Annotated in this window: 11 protein-coding genes; 7 read left to right on the top strand and 4 right to left on the bottom strand. The window is 29.3% G+C overall.

Features of this window, described 5'->3' with window-relative positions; genetic code table 11:
- Positions 1-441 precede the first annotated feature (441 nt).
- Complete coding sequence (locus H527_RS0120415; RefSeq protein ID WP_027414354.1) at positions 442-3,723, bottom strand: VCBS repeat-containing protein; 3,282 nt, start codon at positions 3,721-3,723, stop codon at positions 442-444.
- Positions 3,724-3,967: 244 nt separating this feature from the next.
- Between H527_RS0120415 and H527_RS0120410 the strand changes: the two genes are divergently transcribed.
- The 6 genes from H527_RS0120410 (at position 3,968) to H527_RS0120385 (ending at position 10,478) form a co-directional block, all read left to right on the top strand.
- Positions 3,968-4,315, top strand: a complete 348-nt coding sequence (locus H527_RS0120410; protein WP_027414353.1) for a hypothetical protein — start codon at positions 3,968-3,970, stop codon at positions 4,313-4,315.
- A 171-nt stretch (positions 4,316-4,486) separates the two neighbouring features.
- Entirely contained in the window at positions 4,487-5,185 is a 699-nt protein-coding gene (locus H527_RS0120405) for an ABC transporter ATP-binding protein (protein ID WP_027414352.1), read from the top strand.
- Positions 5,186-5,192: 7 nt separating this feature from the next.
- Entirely contained in the window at positions 5,193-6,587 is a 1,395-nt protein-coding gene (locus H527_RS0120400) for an ABC transporter permease subunit (protein ID WP_027414351.1), read from the top strand.
- A 3-nt stretch (positions 6,588-6,590) separates the two neighbouring features.
- Positions 6,591-8,027 carry a DUF3526 domain-containing protein gene (locus tag H527_RS0120395; RefSeq protein WP_027414350.1) on the top strand — a complete coding sequence of 479 codons (1,437 nt, stop codon included), beginning with the start codon at positions 6,591-6,593 and terminating at the stop codon, positions 8,025-8,027.
- Complete coding sequence (locus H527_RS0120390) at positions 8,024-10,153, top strand: TonB-dependent siderophore receptor (RefSeq protein WP_081414663.1); 2,130 nt, start codon at positions 8,024-8,026, stop codon at positions 10,151-10,153. Before H527_RS0120395 ends, H527_RS0120390 begins: the two co-directional genes overlap by 4 nt.
- Before the next feature lie 127 nt (positions 10,154-10,280).
- Complete coding sequence (locus tag H527_RS0120385; protein ID WP_027414348.1) at positions 10,281-10,478, top strand: pinensin family lanthipeptide; 198 nt, start codon at positions 10,281-10,283, stop codon at positions 10,476-10,478.
- Positions 10,479-10,497: 19 nt separating this feature from the next.
- On the opposite strand, the gene H527_RS0120380 is transcribed toward H527_RS0120385, so the two are convergent.
- From H527_RS0120380 to H527_RS0120370, 3 genes are read right to left on the bottom strand one after another with little or no spacing between them, the layout of a single operon-like run.
- The gene (locus tag H527_RS0120380) at positions 10,498-12,462 is read right to left on the bottom strand and encodes a lanthionine synthetase LanC family protein (protein WP_027414347.1); all 1,965 of its coding nucleotides are present in this window, start codon (positions 12,460-12,462) and stop codon (positions 10,498-10,500) included.
- The gene (locus tag H527_RS0120375) at positions 12,455-13,354 is read right to left on the bottom strand and encodes a thiopeptide-type bacteriocin biosynthesis protein (protein WP_027414346.1); all 900 of its coding nucleotides are present in this window, start codon (positions 13,352-13,354) and stop codon (positions 12,455-12,457) included. Before H527_RS0120375 ends, H527_RS0120380 begins: the two co-directional genes overlap by 8 nt.
- Positions 13,355-13,356: 2 nt before the next feature.
- Positions 13,357-16,080, bottom strand: a complete 2,724-nt coding sequence (locus H527_RS0120370) for a lantibiotic dehydratase (protein WP_027414345.1) — start codon at positions 16,078-16,080, stop codon at positions 13,357-13,359.
- Between the two features lie 296 nt (positions 16,081-16,376).
- Here H527_RS0120370 and H527_RS22850 point away from each other — a divergent pair, with 296 nt between their 5' ends.
- Positions 16,377-16,832, top strand: a complete 456-nt coding sequence (locus H527_RS22850) for a Fur family transcriptional regulator (RefSeq protein ID WP_051316891.1) — start codon at positions 16,377-16,379, stop codon at positions 16,830-16,832.
- The last annotated feature ends 110 nt before the right edge of the window (positions 16,833-16,942 follow it).

Raw genomic sequence — 16,942 nt, 5'->3', positions numbered from 1 at the left:
CTTCGAAGCGATAATATATCGACTCGAACTACCTCTGGATGGGCTTTACCCCATACCCATAAGGGGGTGCCCCCTTATGGGTATGGGGTAGAATAGCTAAAATATTATGTTTTTTGAACACTTAAGGATTTTAGTATTAACCTGAGTTTCTATTAATATCAGGTGTATCTTATACGATTTACTAATAAAAATCTCGCATATAATCGCATTCTTTTTCTACTATATTTTCTTCCTAAAATGAAACAATAGCTATGGCTATTCTTTAATTTGATTCATCAATCTAGCGAAAAACCTTTGCAATTATTTATACGCAATTCTCATCCGTAAATCGTATTAATACTGCCGTAAGGCTAGAGATGACATGAAGAAAAATTATACTTTGGGCAAGCTCAGCAAAACTATTGAGAAGCTGCTATGCTATATAAAAATAGTAGTTATATTTTATTGCAATAACTTAAGTCCTTCATTTTTACATAAAAAAAGTGTATACTTTTTATCCTGAATAACAATACTTTCTGCTGCTTTTATTTGCACTCCTTGTAATGCAGATAGTGTTACATAAAAGCTAGAGGCTTCTTTATTTTTATATAAAAAATATCCTTTATTAGCATCATAACGTATGGTTTCTACTTCGGCTTCGTATAAGGAACCTATACCTAATATATCTTCTGTACCATCTTGATTAAAATCTGAGATAACAAAATCTGTAGTTGGTCCAAATTGTGTTTCTTTAGGTAATGCTTCGATAGTAAAATCTCCTTTGCCATTATTTATTAGTAGTACACTGCTAAAATTGGTTGCTGTATAATGGGTAGCTTGTCGCAAATCCTGATCTCCATAAATATCTGACAAGGATGCGTTTGCAAACTCTCCGTATGTTTTAAATTTATTTTTTAATAATGGTACTTGTTCAGAAGAGCATTCTTTTCCTCGTACTGGTAGTAGCAATCCTGTTTTAGATTCTTTGCTTAGTATGATATCTAGACTATTGTTATTATCAAAATCTTTAGCATAAATGTGTAGCGGTTTTTCTTTTTTGGGGTGGTACTTGGTATTTTCTCCTATGTTGCCTAATACATAGTCGGTATCACCATCTTTATCTATATCTGTCGCTTTTATGGTAAAATACCATCCAGATGTATGTTGTAATACTTCGCTTTCTTTTTTGGTGAATTTACCCTGATGGTTATCCAAAATAGTAATCGGCATCCACTCTCCTACTACCAAAAGATCTTCGTCCCCGTCCTTATCATAATCTGAAAAAATTGCATCGTTTACCATTTGTAACTCTTCTATACCACTAGAAATTTCTTTAGTTACTTCTATAAATTTTCCGGATTCGTTTTTTAAGAAATAAGAAGGATAGGATAATGGGTATCTGCCTGGTTGTACTCCTCCACCTACAAAAAGATCGAGATCTCCATCTGTATCAAAATCGGATACGGTAACGGTTGTAGATACAGATTTGATATCTGGTAATGCTTTACTTTTTGTAAAGTTTCCTTTTCCATCATTTTCATAAATTCTATCTAAAAGCCATTCACTGTTTTCTTTATCTTCATAACTACCACTGGCTACATACAAATCTTGATCTCCATCTTGATCCATATCAAAAAATAAAGCTTGATTATCTTCAAATTCTTTATCTTGTTGAAAAACTAGGGTGCTTGAAGCTCTAAAGCTTCCATCTGTATTTTGAATATATAAAGCCGAAGGTGCTCCTTTTGCATTTCCGACAAAAAAATCATCTTTTCCATCGTTATTTACATCTCCTACAATAAGGGCTTTTCCTTTTTCGCTCTGCTTTTGTGGTAGCAACAATTGTAATTTATAATCTTCAAACTCTTGCTCTTTATTTTTATAATCGATACCAAATTTTACTGCATCTATAAGCAATGCTGTTCCACTTTCTTTTTTACCTGTTTTTGTGCTTAAATTACTATTTTTTTCGTGTATAGTGAGTAATTGGTTACTTTCTATATTTTTAAGAATACTGGATTTTCCTTGTGGCCATTCTACTAAAACACTATCTATAGTGGTTATATTTCCTAATCCAAAATGTAATCGTTGTGTAACTGAGGATTGAAATCCTCTTACCGTATATAGATCTCTGGATTGTTGTGTATCTTTTGTGTATACTTTTACATTTGCTCCTAAGGCATTAGGGTTTTTGTCTACTCCTAAAAGTTTGATGGATATATAATTGGTATCTTCTTGATTATTTTTATAGATACTAGCAGTATCCATTTGGTTGTTTAGAATTAGATCCAAATCTCCATCATTATCCAAGTCTGCATAGACTACACCATTGGTATTTACTTTTTGCTCTAACCCCCATTGCTCTGTAACCGATGCAAAGGTTAGGTCTTTGTTATTCATAAACATCTTATTGTTTAGCTTTGCAGAAGGCATCATGTTTATAGCTTCTTCTAAGGTTACTTTTTTACCGTTTATAATATTTGTTTTCATTCGATTTCTAAAATCCTGATTCGAAAGGTCATGTAGAATACCATTCGTAACAAAAAGATCTTTATAACCATCGTTATTAAAATCTGCTAATACAGGTGCCCAACTCCAGTCTGTTTTTGCTACTCCTGCCAATTGCCCTATTTCACTATACACTCCATTACCTAGATTAAATTGTAACATATTAGACATATATTGATGGTGATATCCGGCATCTACCAAAAGGTTAAAGTTTTCTGTACTCATGGTTGCCATATTTTCTTTACTCCTTTTATGGTCTTCGGCTGCCATATCCAAAACAATCAAATCTGACTTTAAATCATTATTTATATCGGCATAATCAGATCCCATGCTATTGGCAGAAATATGATCCAAAGTATTAAGAACTTTATTGGTAAATGTTCCATCTTGGTTATTGATATATAGAAAATCTGGCTCTAGAAAATCGTTTGCTACGTATATATCTGGCCAATTATCTTCATTAAAATCTCCGATAGATGCACTTAGTCCCCATGCTTTACTTAAAACACCTGCTTTTTGGGTTATCTCTATATATTTTCCGTCTTTATTTTCAAAAAGTTGATCTGTACTATTTGGGTGGTAATCTGTTTGGATTTTAGGGTCTATCCTTACATTATTATTAAAATCTGGTCTGTGGTTTACCAAATAAATATCTATATCTCCGTCTTTATCAAAATCTAAATAGTATGCTTGTATTGAAAATGCACTAGAAGCAAGTCCATATTGGCTTGCTTGTTCTAAAAAAGTACCATCTTTTTGATTAATATATAGTTTGTTTTTTCTTTTTGTATTATCCTGCAAAGATCCTGATTTACATACATAAATATCTAACCAACCATCGGCATTGATATCTATTATAGAAACTCCTGTAGACCAGCCATTAGCATCTGTTACACCTGCTTTTGCGGTAATATCTTCAAAGATAAAATCTCCTTTATTAAGATATAGGGCATTAGTACCTTGATTAGAGGTAAAATATATATCTTCTAACCCATCATTATTAATATCTCCTACTGCTACTCCTCCGCCATTGTATATGTAAGAATAATTAAGAAAATTAAAATACAGGTTTTCTTCGACTTTATTCTTAAAATGTACTGTACTATATGTTTTTGGAACTAATTCAAACGCCAATGTTTTTTTACTATCCTTTGTTGATTCTGTATTTTTAGTTATATCTTTTTTACAACCCCAAATGATAACTATAAGTAGTATGAAGTAAACTATATTTCGCATATTTTTCTTAAAATTAAGTGTTTCTTTTAGAGGGTTCTGAAAGTAAGAAACATTTTTTGTGATTATAAACTTATCTCCCAAACTACATTAATTTACACATAAACAGCATTATTATAACCATGAAAATAAATAAAACTATACAGTCCTTTTTTATTTTAAAATGTATACAATAAAATATTCTACGTTAAATAAATGATAAAACAGTGCTGTGCATTGTTTTATTTTGCAACTTTGGTGCAACAAGATGAAAAATATAAATACTTTCTCTTCGGCTATTAGATTGCCATTTTTGGCATGGGTACTATTATTGGTTTTTTTGACTAATCCTATAATTGAAAGCTTTCATCATCTTACCATTATACATTCTAATCTTAATCCAATCTCTAATGATTTAGAATTACATTCTTCTAATCCAGATTGTATATTATGCGATTTTATTATAAATAGAAAGATTCCTTATTTACTTTCTAATTCTACCATAATAAAGGATGTTCCCAAAGATATTGTATGTTTTACTCCAAATTTAATTGAAGCTTTATACGTATTAGATCTTCTTCTATTCCCTTTGGCAAATAGCCCTCCTTTATCCTAAAAAATTTAGATTAGTAAGAGACTTATAAATTTCTTTCTACTTCTGTAAAATAACACGTCTCTCTTTTTTTCAAATAGAGAGACGTTAATAATATGTAATACTAAATATTGTATATCTATATTTTGGGATACTTGAACATTTTACAGGCCTAACCAATAACTCTATAAACCCATGTTACAAGCTATTAATTTAACAAAAAAATACCATAACCACATTGCTTTGGATAGTCTTAACTTAACTGTAAACAAAGGAGATGTTTTTTGTCTTCTTGGTCAAAATGGAGCAGGTAAAACGACTACTATTAATCTTTTTTTAGGTTTTATATCTCCTTCTAAAGGTAAAGCTCTTATTAATGGTGTTTTAGTTCAACAAAATGATAAAACAACTAAAAAATCTTTAGCCTATATACCAGAAGTAGTTATGTTGTATAGTAATTTGACTAGTATAGAAAATCTGGATTTTTTTAGTAGGTTGGCTGGTTTTACATATTCTAAAGAAGAACTAGAGAACTTTCTTTTATCTGTAGGCTTACCTAACGAGGCTTTTTATAAACGTTTAGGACAATATTCTAAAGGAATGCGTCAAAAAGTTGGTATTGCTATTGCTATTGCCAAAAATGCAGATGTTTTATTAATGGATGAACCTACATCTGGTTTAGATCCTATGGCTATAAACGAATTTACAGAATTAGTAAAGGATTTAAGTAATCAAGGTAAAACTACTCTAATCGCTACCCATGATCTATTAAGTGCAGCAGCTATAGGGACAAGGGTTGGTATTATGCGTCGAGGCTGTTTGGTACATGAGTTTTCTAATACCGATATCAACGCAAACGAGCTACAAGAAGTATACTTAGAAACTATTTTATAAAAATAATATGTGGCTTATAATAGCAAATAAAGAAATCAGGCAGACTTTTGGTAATCAAGTTTTTATCTTATTATCTATAATCACTTGGAGTATTCTAAGTGTTTCTATTCTTAACGGATTTAAAAATTATCAAAACATAAATAAGCAACAAGATGATGCTAAAAAAATGTTTTATAATGAGTTATCTAAAAAAGATCGAGATCCACATTCGGCGGCTCATTTTGGAACATATATTTTTAAACCATTTGCTTCTTTAAGTCTTTATGATCCAGGCGTAAATAACTATAGTGGTTCTACATACAGAGTAGAAGCACATAAACAATCCGAGATGAACTTTGCTAGTCCTCCTGATACTACTACAATTCTTCGTTTTGGAGAACTTTCTGTTAGTACTGTTTTACAATTACTTGTTCCTTTATTGATTATTTTTATTTCCTTTTCTTCTATTTCAAAAGAAAGAGAAGCTGGAACTATTAAAATTCTCTTTTCGCAAGGGCTACAGTATCGTTCTTTAGTATGGGGCAAAATTTTTGGTAATTACTTTATTATCTTCTTAATAGTTTTGCCTGTTTTTATATGTGTTTTAATTACGGGAATATCTAATCCTGATGTGTTTTTAAAAGCTATATTATTTATATTGACGTATAGTTTGTATTTTTTTATAATCACAAGTATTTGTGTTCTTATTTCTTATAGAACCAAAACCTCTAAAGATTCTTTATTATCCCTTCTTTGTATCTGGATACTTTTTTGTGTTATTTTCCCTAAACTTATTGCTGGTATTGCTACTACAAAGTACCCTCTTATCTCTTATCATAAGTTTCAAGAACAAATAGATCATGATTTTTCTTTTGGGATACATAATGATGGTACTTATAAAGAACGTAAAGAGAAGACGGAAAATAAATTACTTACCCAATATGATGTAGACAGTATTTCTCTTTTGCCGATAAACATAGATGGAGTACTATTACAAGCTTCTGAAGATTATAATAGTAAAGTATATGAATACAGGTCTGCCCCTATTACAAAGCAAATGGAGGGGCAAAAATACGTACATAAATTGGCTTCTTTTTTTACCCCATATATTTCTATACAACAAGCATCTATGGCTTTTGCAGAAACGGATTTATACTATCATCACAATTTTCATAAAAAAGCCAGAATATATCGTGATGATTTTGTAAAAACATTAAATAAAGAACTCACCAAGATCCCAAAAGATCAAGAACATATTGTAAACACTATTTTCTTAAAAAACATGAAACAATTTAGCTATAACCAACCCTCTTTAAGATTTGTTTTTAACAAACAATACCTAGTATTACTTTCTTTTTTTTATTGGTTGATCGTATTAATAGCAGCTATTGAAATAAGTATTCGAAAAAAAAATATCTTATAAAGTATGAAAACTATTTTTTTATTTGAATGGAAAAAATTGGCTCGAACTCCACTAAGTATTTCCATTCTGGTATTCTTTATTGGGTTAGGAGCCTATAGCATTTATTATGGCTATAGTATTACAAAAAAACAAATTCAGGTTATTCATGATTTAGAAAATTTGCACAAAGAGCAGGTAAAAACTACTATTGGTTATTTTAATGCAGATACTACTACCCATAAAGGAAAAGCTTTATATAATAAAGCAACTCAACCAGGTTGGATAGAGCATTTAATTAAGCCATTTGCCACATTTTATCCCAATTCCTTTTCTTCTATGGCGATTGGTCATAGAGATGTATACCCTTTTTATAAGGAAATTTCTACAAAAGATAATTCGCTTCATGTCTTTGATGCAGATATTTCGAATCCAGAAATACTAATTGCTGGTAATTTTGATTTATCCTTTGTTATCATCTATTTGATCCCTTTACTTATGATCGTTTTATGTCATAATATAATCTCTGAAGAAAAAGAATTAGGAACGTTTATTTTACTTAAATCACAAAGTAATCATTTTCGAAAAATTATATTTTATAAGTTATTTTTCAGAACATTAATTGTTTTGACTCTAACATATATACTTAATATAGTTGCCGCATATATATCCCCTACCAATACTCCTATTTCTATTTTGAATTTGTTGTATTGGTTACTTATAGTGACTTGCTATTTATTTTTTTGGTTTGCTATTTGTTATTTACTCATTTCTTTTCAAAAAAACTCTATTGTCACATCCTTATATATGATTGGATCATGGCTACTATTAAGTATTATTCTTCCTTCTCTTTTTAATTTCTATATAGACATTTCTTACCCTAAGAGAATAAAAGCAGATATGGCTTCTGAAAAACGAAAAATAGAGGAAAGTGTTTGGGATCTTGAACCCAAAGTATTACTCCAGAAATTTTATAATCATCATCCAGAGTATAATACACAAAATTCTAATGATACTATAAAATATAGTTCTAAACATTTTGTAGCTTATTATGATGCCCTCGAAAAACAACTTGCTCCTATAGCCAAGGTACATAAAGATAGAGAAAATGAAAGAAAAAAATTAATGTCTAAATTTTCAGAATTCATACCTACTTTAAAGATGCAAAAAACGCTAAATCAGATTGGAAATACTGATTTTAACAGCTACATATACTTTGAAGAATCTACATTATCGTTTCAGAAAAAATGGAAAAAATTTATTTATGATTTCATATTTAAGGACGAAAATTTACAAGTAAGCGATTACCTAACAATGCCTGAATATCCCGAAAATAGATCCCAAATACAATATAAAGGTATCGTGATAAATGCTGTAGAGTTTATTTTACTAGCTCTCCTTATAATCTTACTACAAACATACGTAACATACAATTCGAATAAATACTTAACAATCAAACAATGAACAAGTACTATCTAATAGTCATATTGGCTATAGCAACTACATTACAAATGTGGGGACAAACACAACAACAAGATAAAGAAAACTTAAAAAAAACAGTTTCATTACCAGAGGTAGTAGTTACTAAAAATAAACGAAAAATAAAAAATGATACTATTTCTTCTACTTTAAAAACAGATGTACCTCTAATAGAAATACCTCAAAATATCATTAGTATATCTTCTTCTCTTTTAAAAGAACAAGGTGCATTTGTCTTGAGAGATGCCGCTCGTAATGCAAGTGGAGTATATTTTGGATTAAATAATGATGTTTTTGATGGTGCGGGAAATTTATATTTAAGAGGTTTTACACAAAATGGGATTTTTAGAAATGGTCTTCCTAGTGGTGATTTTAGAGGATCACAAGATGATGAAGCAATAATAGACCGAATAGAATTTATCAAAGGCCCTGCAGGTTTTTTAGGATCTACAGGAGAAGCTGGCGGAAAGATTAATATCGTTACAAAAACTCCAGGGAATTCTAAAATTCTAAATGCTACAATTACAGGAGGTAGCTACAATTTTTATAGAGCTTCTATCGATCTGGGATCTGGTATAAAAGAAAAAGGGTTCTCTTATCGTTTTAATACAGCCTACAATTATCAACAATATTTTGTAGATATTATGGAGAGTCGCAAATATATTATTGCTCCTGTTGTACAGTATAATTTTACTAAACATACTTCTATCTTAGCAGAATATATTTTAAATAATCAAACTGCTATTTCAGGATCTACTTTTACCAAATTTTTTCCTGTAGATAAAATATTAACCGATGACAGAAGAGCAAATTATTTAGCAGACTCTGGATTACCTAATTCTACTTCTAAATCACAAAATGCTAGAGTTGTTTTTAAACATGAGTTTAATGACAATTGGAAAATAACTCACCAATCTTCTTATTCTAAAACTCCTGCTGAAACATGGTCTTTTTTATCTGAAGAAACGTATAATGCTGTAGGGTTTGATGAAAACGGAAAAACAAATAGGCTTGCTTGGAAATCTTTTAACGACAACAAAACTTTATCTACTCAATTTTTTGTGAACGGAAAATTTCATACTGGAAAAAAAATAAAACATCATATATTGGTAGGAACTGAATATGCTATATCTAAAGATTCTACTTATCAAACTTTTGGATTAAAATCATTTCCTTTTGATGTAAATAATCTACAGTATGGGTTAGATAGAAAGGAACTTTTAGATCAAGAAGCTTTCCTTGATTATAAATCTAATAACAATTTTTTAGCTCTATATTTTTATAACAATGTTAAAATAGGTAAAAGATTAAGTGTAGATTTTGGGGGGCGATATACTCATAACCAAAATGAAACTATTTTTGATACTGATGCAACTAAATTTGATCAAGATGCTTTTACTCCCAGAGCTGGTATAACTTATTTGATAGACAAAAATACTGCGGTATTCGCTCTTTATGACGAAAGTTTTGTGCCCAGAAGTGGGCAAGATAAACAAGGTACCCCCTTTAAGCCAATCCGTGGGCAAGATAAAGAGCTAGGAGTTAAAAAGAACTGGTTTGATGGTTTATTATCTACCTCGGTTACCGCTTTTCATATTTCGAGAAATAATATGGTTACTCAAGATCCTGCTGATCCATTATTTAATAAACAACTAGGACAGGTTGTTAGTAAAGGTGTTGAAATAGATATCTTAGGTAATATAACTAAAAACATAGCTGTATCCGCAAACTATGCGTATACAAAAGCTACCATAACCAAAGATACAGATCCTACTATAGTCGGACAATTATCTTCTTTTTCTCCTAAAGAATTAATCAATAGCTGGGTAAGTTATTCTTTTCCTACTAATACAATTCGTGGACTTAGTATAAGTTTAGGACATACTTCTATTATAAAAAGAGCAACAAATACAGTAGGTGCTTTTATACCAGATTATACTAAATTTGATGGATCTATTTCGTATACAAAAGGAAAAATAACAACTCGTTTATTACTAGATAACCTTACTAATAAACGATATATTTTAACTGGTGATATTTATGAAGGGAATGTATATTATACCGAGGGGACTCCTTTTAATTTTAAAATCTCACTAAGTGTTAAGTTGTAGAAAAATGATGTTAATTAAAATGCAACTAAGTTGCATTTTAATTATTTCTTTATTATTTTTAATCGTTGCAACAAAATGGGATAAGCCGACCCTATTTTTATAAGGCATAATCTAAAAATTATAAAACATGAAAAATTCAAAAAGCAAATTAACATTAGACGAGTTACAAGTAGAAAGTTTTGTAACTAGCATTAGTTCTGAAGTATCTCAGCATATCGCTGGTGGATTAGGGATAGCTAAACACCCTACTCATACTGGTAAAACAGATGCACATGCAGGATGTACATGCGCAAATCAGCTTCAAGGGCCTGCTTTTAATTTATAAAAAAATCATGCGGGCTATATTATATAGCCCGCATTTTTTCTTTAGTTTCTATAAAATTTTGCATCATAAAATATTGTAGTTGCTGCATAAGTCTATTCTGTAAAGTTTCTTCATCGTGTGTATCCAGCTTCTTTTTTAATAATTCTATTAAATCATACAAAGTTCTTGGTCTTTTTAAGATATCTAGTAATAAAGTACTCAATAAATTAAGATGAAATTCTTCTATATTTTGGGGTCCTAACCTTAATAAAACAGGGTATGTATTTCTATCTATATATCTATTCTCTAAACAAATATTTTTATCTAATAGTGGCCATTGCCATTCACAATTCACTATTTTAATATGCTCACTTATCTGAAATGTATATTGATGAAACAAACTTGGACTTAGATTATTAAATTTGGATAATTGTTCTATAAAAAATTCCTTTTTATGTTCTCTATAAATGTTATAATTAGAATTTACAAGCATTTCTATAGCGGTACTTTCTAACTTAAAAACATCTTTTGCCATTTTTCTTTTTTCTGTATCTAAAGTTTTTATAAGAGCTGAAATCTTTCTAGTAAAACCACGACTATTAAAGCCCTGTTCTCCATTCTCATAAACTATATCTACACAAATATCATTGCTCTCTAAAAACCAAATGGTTCGTTTTACATATTTTCCATAAATTTTTTTTTTAAAACACTCTAAAGTTATTTTACTCTCTATAGGTAATTGTTTTTTAGATTTAATTTTTGGAAGAAGTATCGAGTCCATATTTTTATCTAGTATTTGCAAGAATAAATGTCCAATGCCTGAAACACCTACCAGCAATGCTGGGTCTTGCTTATCTATGTACCATCCTGATCCATAAAAACCAATATTTTTTCTATTAGCTATTGCTTTCTTCACTAGATTTTGAGCCTCCTTTGTTAGTGTTTTTTCTTTTAAAACTCGAGAAGCTGTAAGCAATAATTCTATCCATGATCCTACACCTGTGCTTAATGTATAATTAGGTCTTTCTATATTTTTTTTAAGATCCGAGATTGTTTTAGTAATTGCTCTTATTGCTGATTTTTTATACCTCTTTTTCTTAATAATTTTATACATATTAAGTCTTGATAACCCTATGCCAGAATTACCATGTGCCCAAGCATTAACATCTTCTTCTTGTTCTAAATAATAGGATAAACCTTGTTCTATAGGCAAGTTTTTAATTTTAGGATTATCCGTAATCCGCATATTTACCCAAGAACTTAACGATACACTATAGTATTCATCTTCATAAGCAAATGCTTTTTCTGCAACCCATTTTAACTCTGGGTAATCCAAAGCCTCCCCTACTTCTAACAAAACATGTGCAATACCACATGCACCATGTGACATCCCTGTTAAACTGTCTACAGTATCACTAACATAACCCCATTTTAATCCGTACTTTGAAATACGTGCATTCTTGAGTAATTTTTCTATAAGTATCTTTATTACTTTTTCTTGTTCTATATCCTTTGTATAGGTGTACAATAATGTTATTACAAATAAATTTCCTGCATTACCACTTAATAAATCATCCAGTTCTACTTCTTCTAAAATTCCGTTTTTAAGTTCTAAAAACAATGTATTTGCTGTATCTAAATTTGATAGATTACCTGTGGCTTCATACAATTTTACCAAAGTATAGATAACTCCAACTGTTCCTGTATAAAAAGTATAATACTTGGTAGAGAGTGTTTTTATATAATGAATTACCCAAGAAAGGCTTTTTTCTGCGATTTGTAAATACTTATCTTCTTTAGTATATTTATATAGAGAAATAAAGAATAAAGAAATTCCAGATACTCCATTATAAATTTCTTCATTTACTTGGTTATAAAGCTGCCCATATGGTTGTTTATGTAATGTCTCCCAATATATACCATTTGCATCCTCTTTTGAATTCTTAATTAACTCTTCTGCTATCCACAATACTTCATTATATACTATATTTTTTATTTTACGCATCTACACAATTATTTTCTAAACATTTATATAGTAAATAAACAATATACGCCTCGTCTGCATTTATAATCCCTATACGGTTATGTGTTATATGCATAAAACTAGTCGTAATACTCGATTCTATCTTTAAGTCAATTTTTTTTTCTTTGTATACTTTATTTACACTCTCATTTTTTAAATAATACGCATTTAACATATTCTCTGTTAAGGAATTGGTTTTAATATCTTTTAAAAATGTAGAGACAGCAAATATCATTTGTTCTTTATATAAGTCAAATTTTTTGGCAAACTCTGAAAGAAAAAATTGTTGTTGCTCTTTTTGTGGTTTAGATATATCATATAAAACAGGTAACCATTCTTGTATAAAAAGTTTACAGATCTTCATCATATCTTTATTACTCAAATCCATACTAACAAAAAGTAGAAGGTGCATTTTTATAGCTAATAAAAATGCCGTATTATCTTTCCAATTTTTTGAATAGCGCACTAGGTTATACAACACTACTTCAGAACTGGATTCAAATTGTTTCTCTGCTTCATTCATCACATGCATCCCTCCATATCTATCTATTTCAGGAATATACTCTGTAAATTGAATATGATTATATAGAAATTTTTTGTCCTTTTTTATGTTTTCATGCGTATTAGACCAATATATTTCACTTTCTTTTTTCAGCCTTTCCTTCCACATGTTTTCATTATCTTTTTCGACCAATAATCTTAGCCTTATATGTGACCCCCCTTCATTATATCGAATAAAAAAATACCTCAACAAAACTTTTTCTTGTTGCATTTTTTCTACAAAAGGAGAAATAAATTGTATAAGAAATTTATTTGCTGATTCCTTATAAAATAAATACGCTGAGATCCATGTGTACTTGTGTTTATCTATCATACCTATTTAAAATACCATTGTGTCAAAAGTTCATTAACTGGTTGCTCTTTTAATGTTTCTGTATTTGGAGACATCTCTTCAAAATAGATATATTCTTTGGCCTTTTTAAGCAACTTATTCCATAATATTATTAGTAACGGGCTATCAAAACGAATGTATTGTGGTTTATAATCGTCTGCCATACCTTCTCCCTTTGTAGTTGTATTAGCTCTTAAGTATAAAAAAATCTGATCTGGAAAATTATGTTTTTGTTTCCATTGGTTAATGGATAAAAAATAATCGGCATCGCTTTGTTGCTCTCCTTTTTGCGGGATCGATTTTGTAAGTACAGACCATCTTTTTCTTTTTAAAATAATCTGTTTATTATAGACTAATCTTGGAAAATAGTAAATTTCACGTTTTACGGATGTTTCCTCAACTTCAAATAATAATTCTTGCACAGCCTTTTGTATTGGTCTAAAACTTACTGCCTGTTCTGGTGAAAAATAAAATAGTAGTTGGTATAGTTTTGATCGATGATCTAAGGATTGAAGACATAGATCAAATGGTAAAATTCGTTTACCTGTAAGACTATGCTTTAAGCATACTTCTTGAATATCTTCATTAAAATAGATTAGAATATCTTTTACTGCAATTTGTGATTCTATAGGTAAACTATTATGTCCATCTGGGATTTTAATCTCTTGATCTAATAATGGCGGATGAGAGTTTGCATTAAAATAAGATCCATCGCTTAACTCCATGAACAATGATTCTTTAGAATTTTGAAGATTATTTTTTTTAAAAGCCTCTGTAATATTAGAGTTAAAAAGATGTAAGAATCGACCACTTGCTCTGCCCATTCCCTGAGAAATACTATTTACTACAACTTGAAAATTATTTTCAGTACGAAATACTTGCATAAACATACCTCTAGAAAACAATGGTATTTTTCTATTATTCTTCCATTTCTCCTGCATTGCTTTTAGCATACTAGAATCTATAGATATTTCCTCTTGATTCTTATCTATTATTGGTTTTAAAATAGTTTTAAAATCTTCAATCCATTTACGATAGGTTTTATTATAATTTTCTTGATGTTGATCTATATATATATCTTTATTATCCTTCTTAAAATCTTGTTGAGGTTTTTTTATATGTAAATAATATAGATTATAAAAATCCAGAAGGTTGATCTCTGCTCTTTTACCATAATAATCTATATAAAAGGATCTTATTCTATCTCTTTCTTCCTGAAAACTATCTAAGGGCTGTAATACATCTATGAAAGTATTTATATCCTTTATTATGGCAGTAAGTAGCGTTTTACTAACCTCTCCTTTTTCTTCTATAAAACTATCTTCATATATTAGTTTTTCTGTAGTAAGTGATGGAAGTATATACGGATGTTTTTTAAAATTTTCTTTAGTAAATAAACTCTTATAGTTTTCCTTATATTCTTTATAATCTTTTTTAAAAATGTTCATTTTTTCCAAAAAATGATCAAATAACATACTAAAATCCCGAAACATTTCTTCAAGGATTACATTTCTCTCCTTCGTATTAGAAGTAGCATAAATTTCACAACAAGCACGTTGTTTTTCCAGAACTAAAATCGTTTCTTTTAATAACTGCGAAGAAATATTAATTTGTTTCAGAAAACTTAGTAATTTCAAACTCCAATCTGGATCCGTTCCTGAGGTTTGAAAATCGAATTCCAAAAGACCAATTTCTATCAGTTTTAATAAGTACTCTTTGATCTCTTGGGCATCTCCATCTATAGATTCTTGCAGCTTTTCAATAAACTCATACATCCTTAATGAATCTTTTTCTTTTTGTCTTGCTATCTCTAAAAGTAGCTTTATAACTCCCGTATTAGCTATACTCTGAAAAGATTCTAGATTATGAAAATTAATAAGAAAAGAAATTTTTTCCTCCTTTACTTGAATAGTTGGGTTAAGTTGTAAATATAAATGTTCGTTAATTTCGGGATGCAAAACAAGTAACGTTTTTAAATAATCAAATATGCCATTATTTAACCTTATTTTACTGTGTATTTTTCCTTGTGCAAGTGTATAGGTATCTCCTATTTCGATTAGGTTAGCTAGTCCCAAATTGGTAAAAGTGCTAAACGGAGAGGTTTTAAAATACATTCGGGTCAGATATCTTAGTAAACTATACTCTAACCGGGCTTCTTTCTTTCCGAAAGATAGTATTGTTTTTTTTGAAAATGTATCTAATTGGTTGTAAAAAACTTTACTTGATAATCTAACTCCTTTTTGAAAAAGTTCATTTTTTGATAATTCTTGAATTATACCACGATGCCTCGTAATAGTATTTACGTATCTATCTTGCCATTCTATTAGTAGGTCTTCTTTCTTTTCTTTTAAAACAATATAATACTCAAATAAATCTTTGTTTTTTTTATTTAATCTTTCTACGAGTTTAGCTCGATCCTGAGAAGTAATATTTCTAGAGTTATAAATATCTCTTTTCATATTAATAAAAAATTGTTTTTCTGAAGATGTAAGAGCTTCTTTTACTAAAGCGTGTAAATAATTACATATATTATCTCTTAAATTTTTTATTTCTAACCCTAAAGTACTTATTTCTTCTGCAAAACTTTTTACTTTATCACATCTAAGTTGCTCGAAATCTATATGATTACCAGAAGCATATCGAATAAACGAATATGGAAAAATTTCAAATTTCTCTAAACAATTAGCCCTATTTTTTTTTTTATTCATTATGGTATCTTAAGGATAATATCATTTATAATTTGAATTTACCACAATAAAAATAATTTTTCATTTTTACGATAAACTCAAGCTATACCTGTATTAATTTCTTTTTTTTATTTAAAAATTATCTTGAAATACAATGCAAACACATCATGCAACTTTGTTGCAATATAAGAATTGTTTTTTGAAAATAAATTATCTATTTTTCAGAAATCACTTTTATAGCCTTAGCCATTTATTATTAATATATTTATAACACCTTAACTTTATGTGCCAATAAATGATTAAATTTACTTTTTGTTATGAATAAGGAATTTATCAGTCTATTAGAAAAGCATCAACTAAGAAAAACGGCACCTCGTTTATCTGTTCTTTCTATATTAAAAGCTAAAAACACAGCGACTTCTCAGCCCGATCTTGAAGCGATGATTGGAAAAGATGTAGATCGAGTAACTTTATATAGGATTCTTAAAACTTTTGAAGAAAAGGGAATCATTCATAAAATATTAGATCTTAACGGAACTGCAAATTACGCTATCTGCCACTCTTCTTGTAATGAACATGATCATAAAGACAATCATGTACATTTTAATTGTACCGTATGTTTACACATTTATTGTTTAGATAATATACAAATACCAGATATTAAAATACCTTCTGGTTTTGTATCTCATACCACAAATTTTGTATCGTATGGTATCTGTGAAAAATGTTCTAAAAAAGCGGAGCAATATGTAAACTCGAATGATGAAGAATAGCATTTTTAGAGTTACCACATCTTATCTTTTTTCTATAACCATCTTGATCAATTTTTATTATATACTTAGCATACAAAAGTAAAAACAAGGTACATCACCGATTATTATTT

The sequence above is a fragment of the Aquimarina muelleri DSM 19832 genome, assembly GCF_000430665.1.
GTDB classification, from domain to species: Bacteria; Bacteroidota; Bacteroidia; order Flavobacteriales; family Flavobacteriaceae; genus Aquimarina; species Aquimarina muelleri.
The sequence above is the reverse complement of the archived record's forward strand: the minus strand, read 5'-3'. Positions and strand labels throughout refer to the sequence as shown.

What these genes read in the sequence shown, in the direction of transcription:
- H527_RS0120415 (WP_027414354.1), bottom strand. Translation starts at nt 3,723, where the DNA reads ATGCGAAATATAGTTTACTTCATACTACTTATAGTTATCATTTGGGGT.
- H527_RS0120410 (WP_027414353.1), top strand. Translation starts at nt 3,968, where the DNA reads ATGAAAAATATAAATACTTTCTCTTCGGCTATTAGATTGCCATTTTTG.
- H527_RS0120405 (WP_027414352.1), top strand. Translation starts at nt 4,487, where the DNA reads ATGTTACAAGCTATTAATTTAACAAAAAAATACCATAACCACATTGCT.
- H527_RS0120400 (WP_027414351.1), top strand. Translation starts at nt 5,193, where the DNA reads ATGTGGCTTATAATAGCAAATAAAGAAATCAGGCAGACTTTTGGTAAT.
- H527_RS0120395 (WP_027414350.1), top strand. Translation starts at nt 6,591, where the DNA reads ATGAAAACTATTTTTTTATTTGAATGGAAAAAATTGGCTCGAACTCCA.
- H527_RS0120390 (WP_081414663.1), top strand. Translation starts at nt 8,024, where the DNA reads ATGAACAAGTACTATCTAATAGTCATATTGGCTATAGCAACTACATTA.
- H527_RS0120385 (WP_027414348.1), top strand. Translation starts at nt 10,281, where the DNA reads ATGAAAAATTCAAAAAGCAAATTAACATTAGACGAGTTACAAGTAGAA.
- H527_RS0120380 (WP_027414347.1), bottom strand. Translation starts at nt 12,462, where the DNA reads ATGCGTAAAATAAAAAATATAGTATATAATGAAGTATTGTGGATAGCA.
- H527_RS0120375 (WP_027414346.1), bottom strand. Translation starts at nt 13,354, where the DNA reads ATGATAGATAAACACAAGTACACATGGATCTCAGCGTATTTATTTTAT.
- H527_RS0120370 (WP_027414345.1), bottom strand. Translation starts at nt 16,080, where the DNA reads ATGAATAAAAAAAAAAATAGGGCTAATTGTTTAGAGAAATTTGAAATT.
- H527_RS22850 (WP_051316891.1), top strand. Translation starts at nt 16,377, where the DNA reads ATGAATAAGGAATTTATCAGTCTATTAGAAAAGCATCAACTAAGAAAA.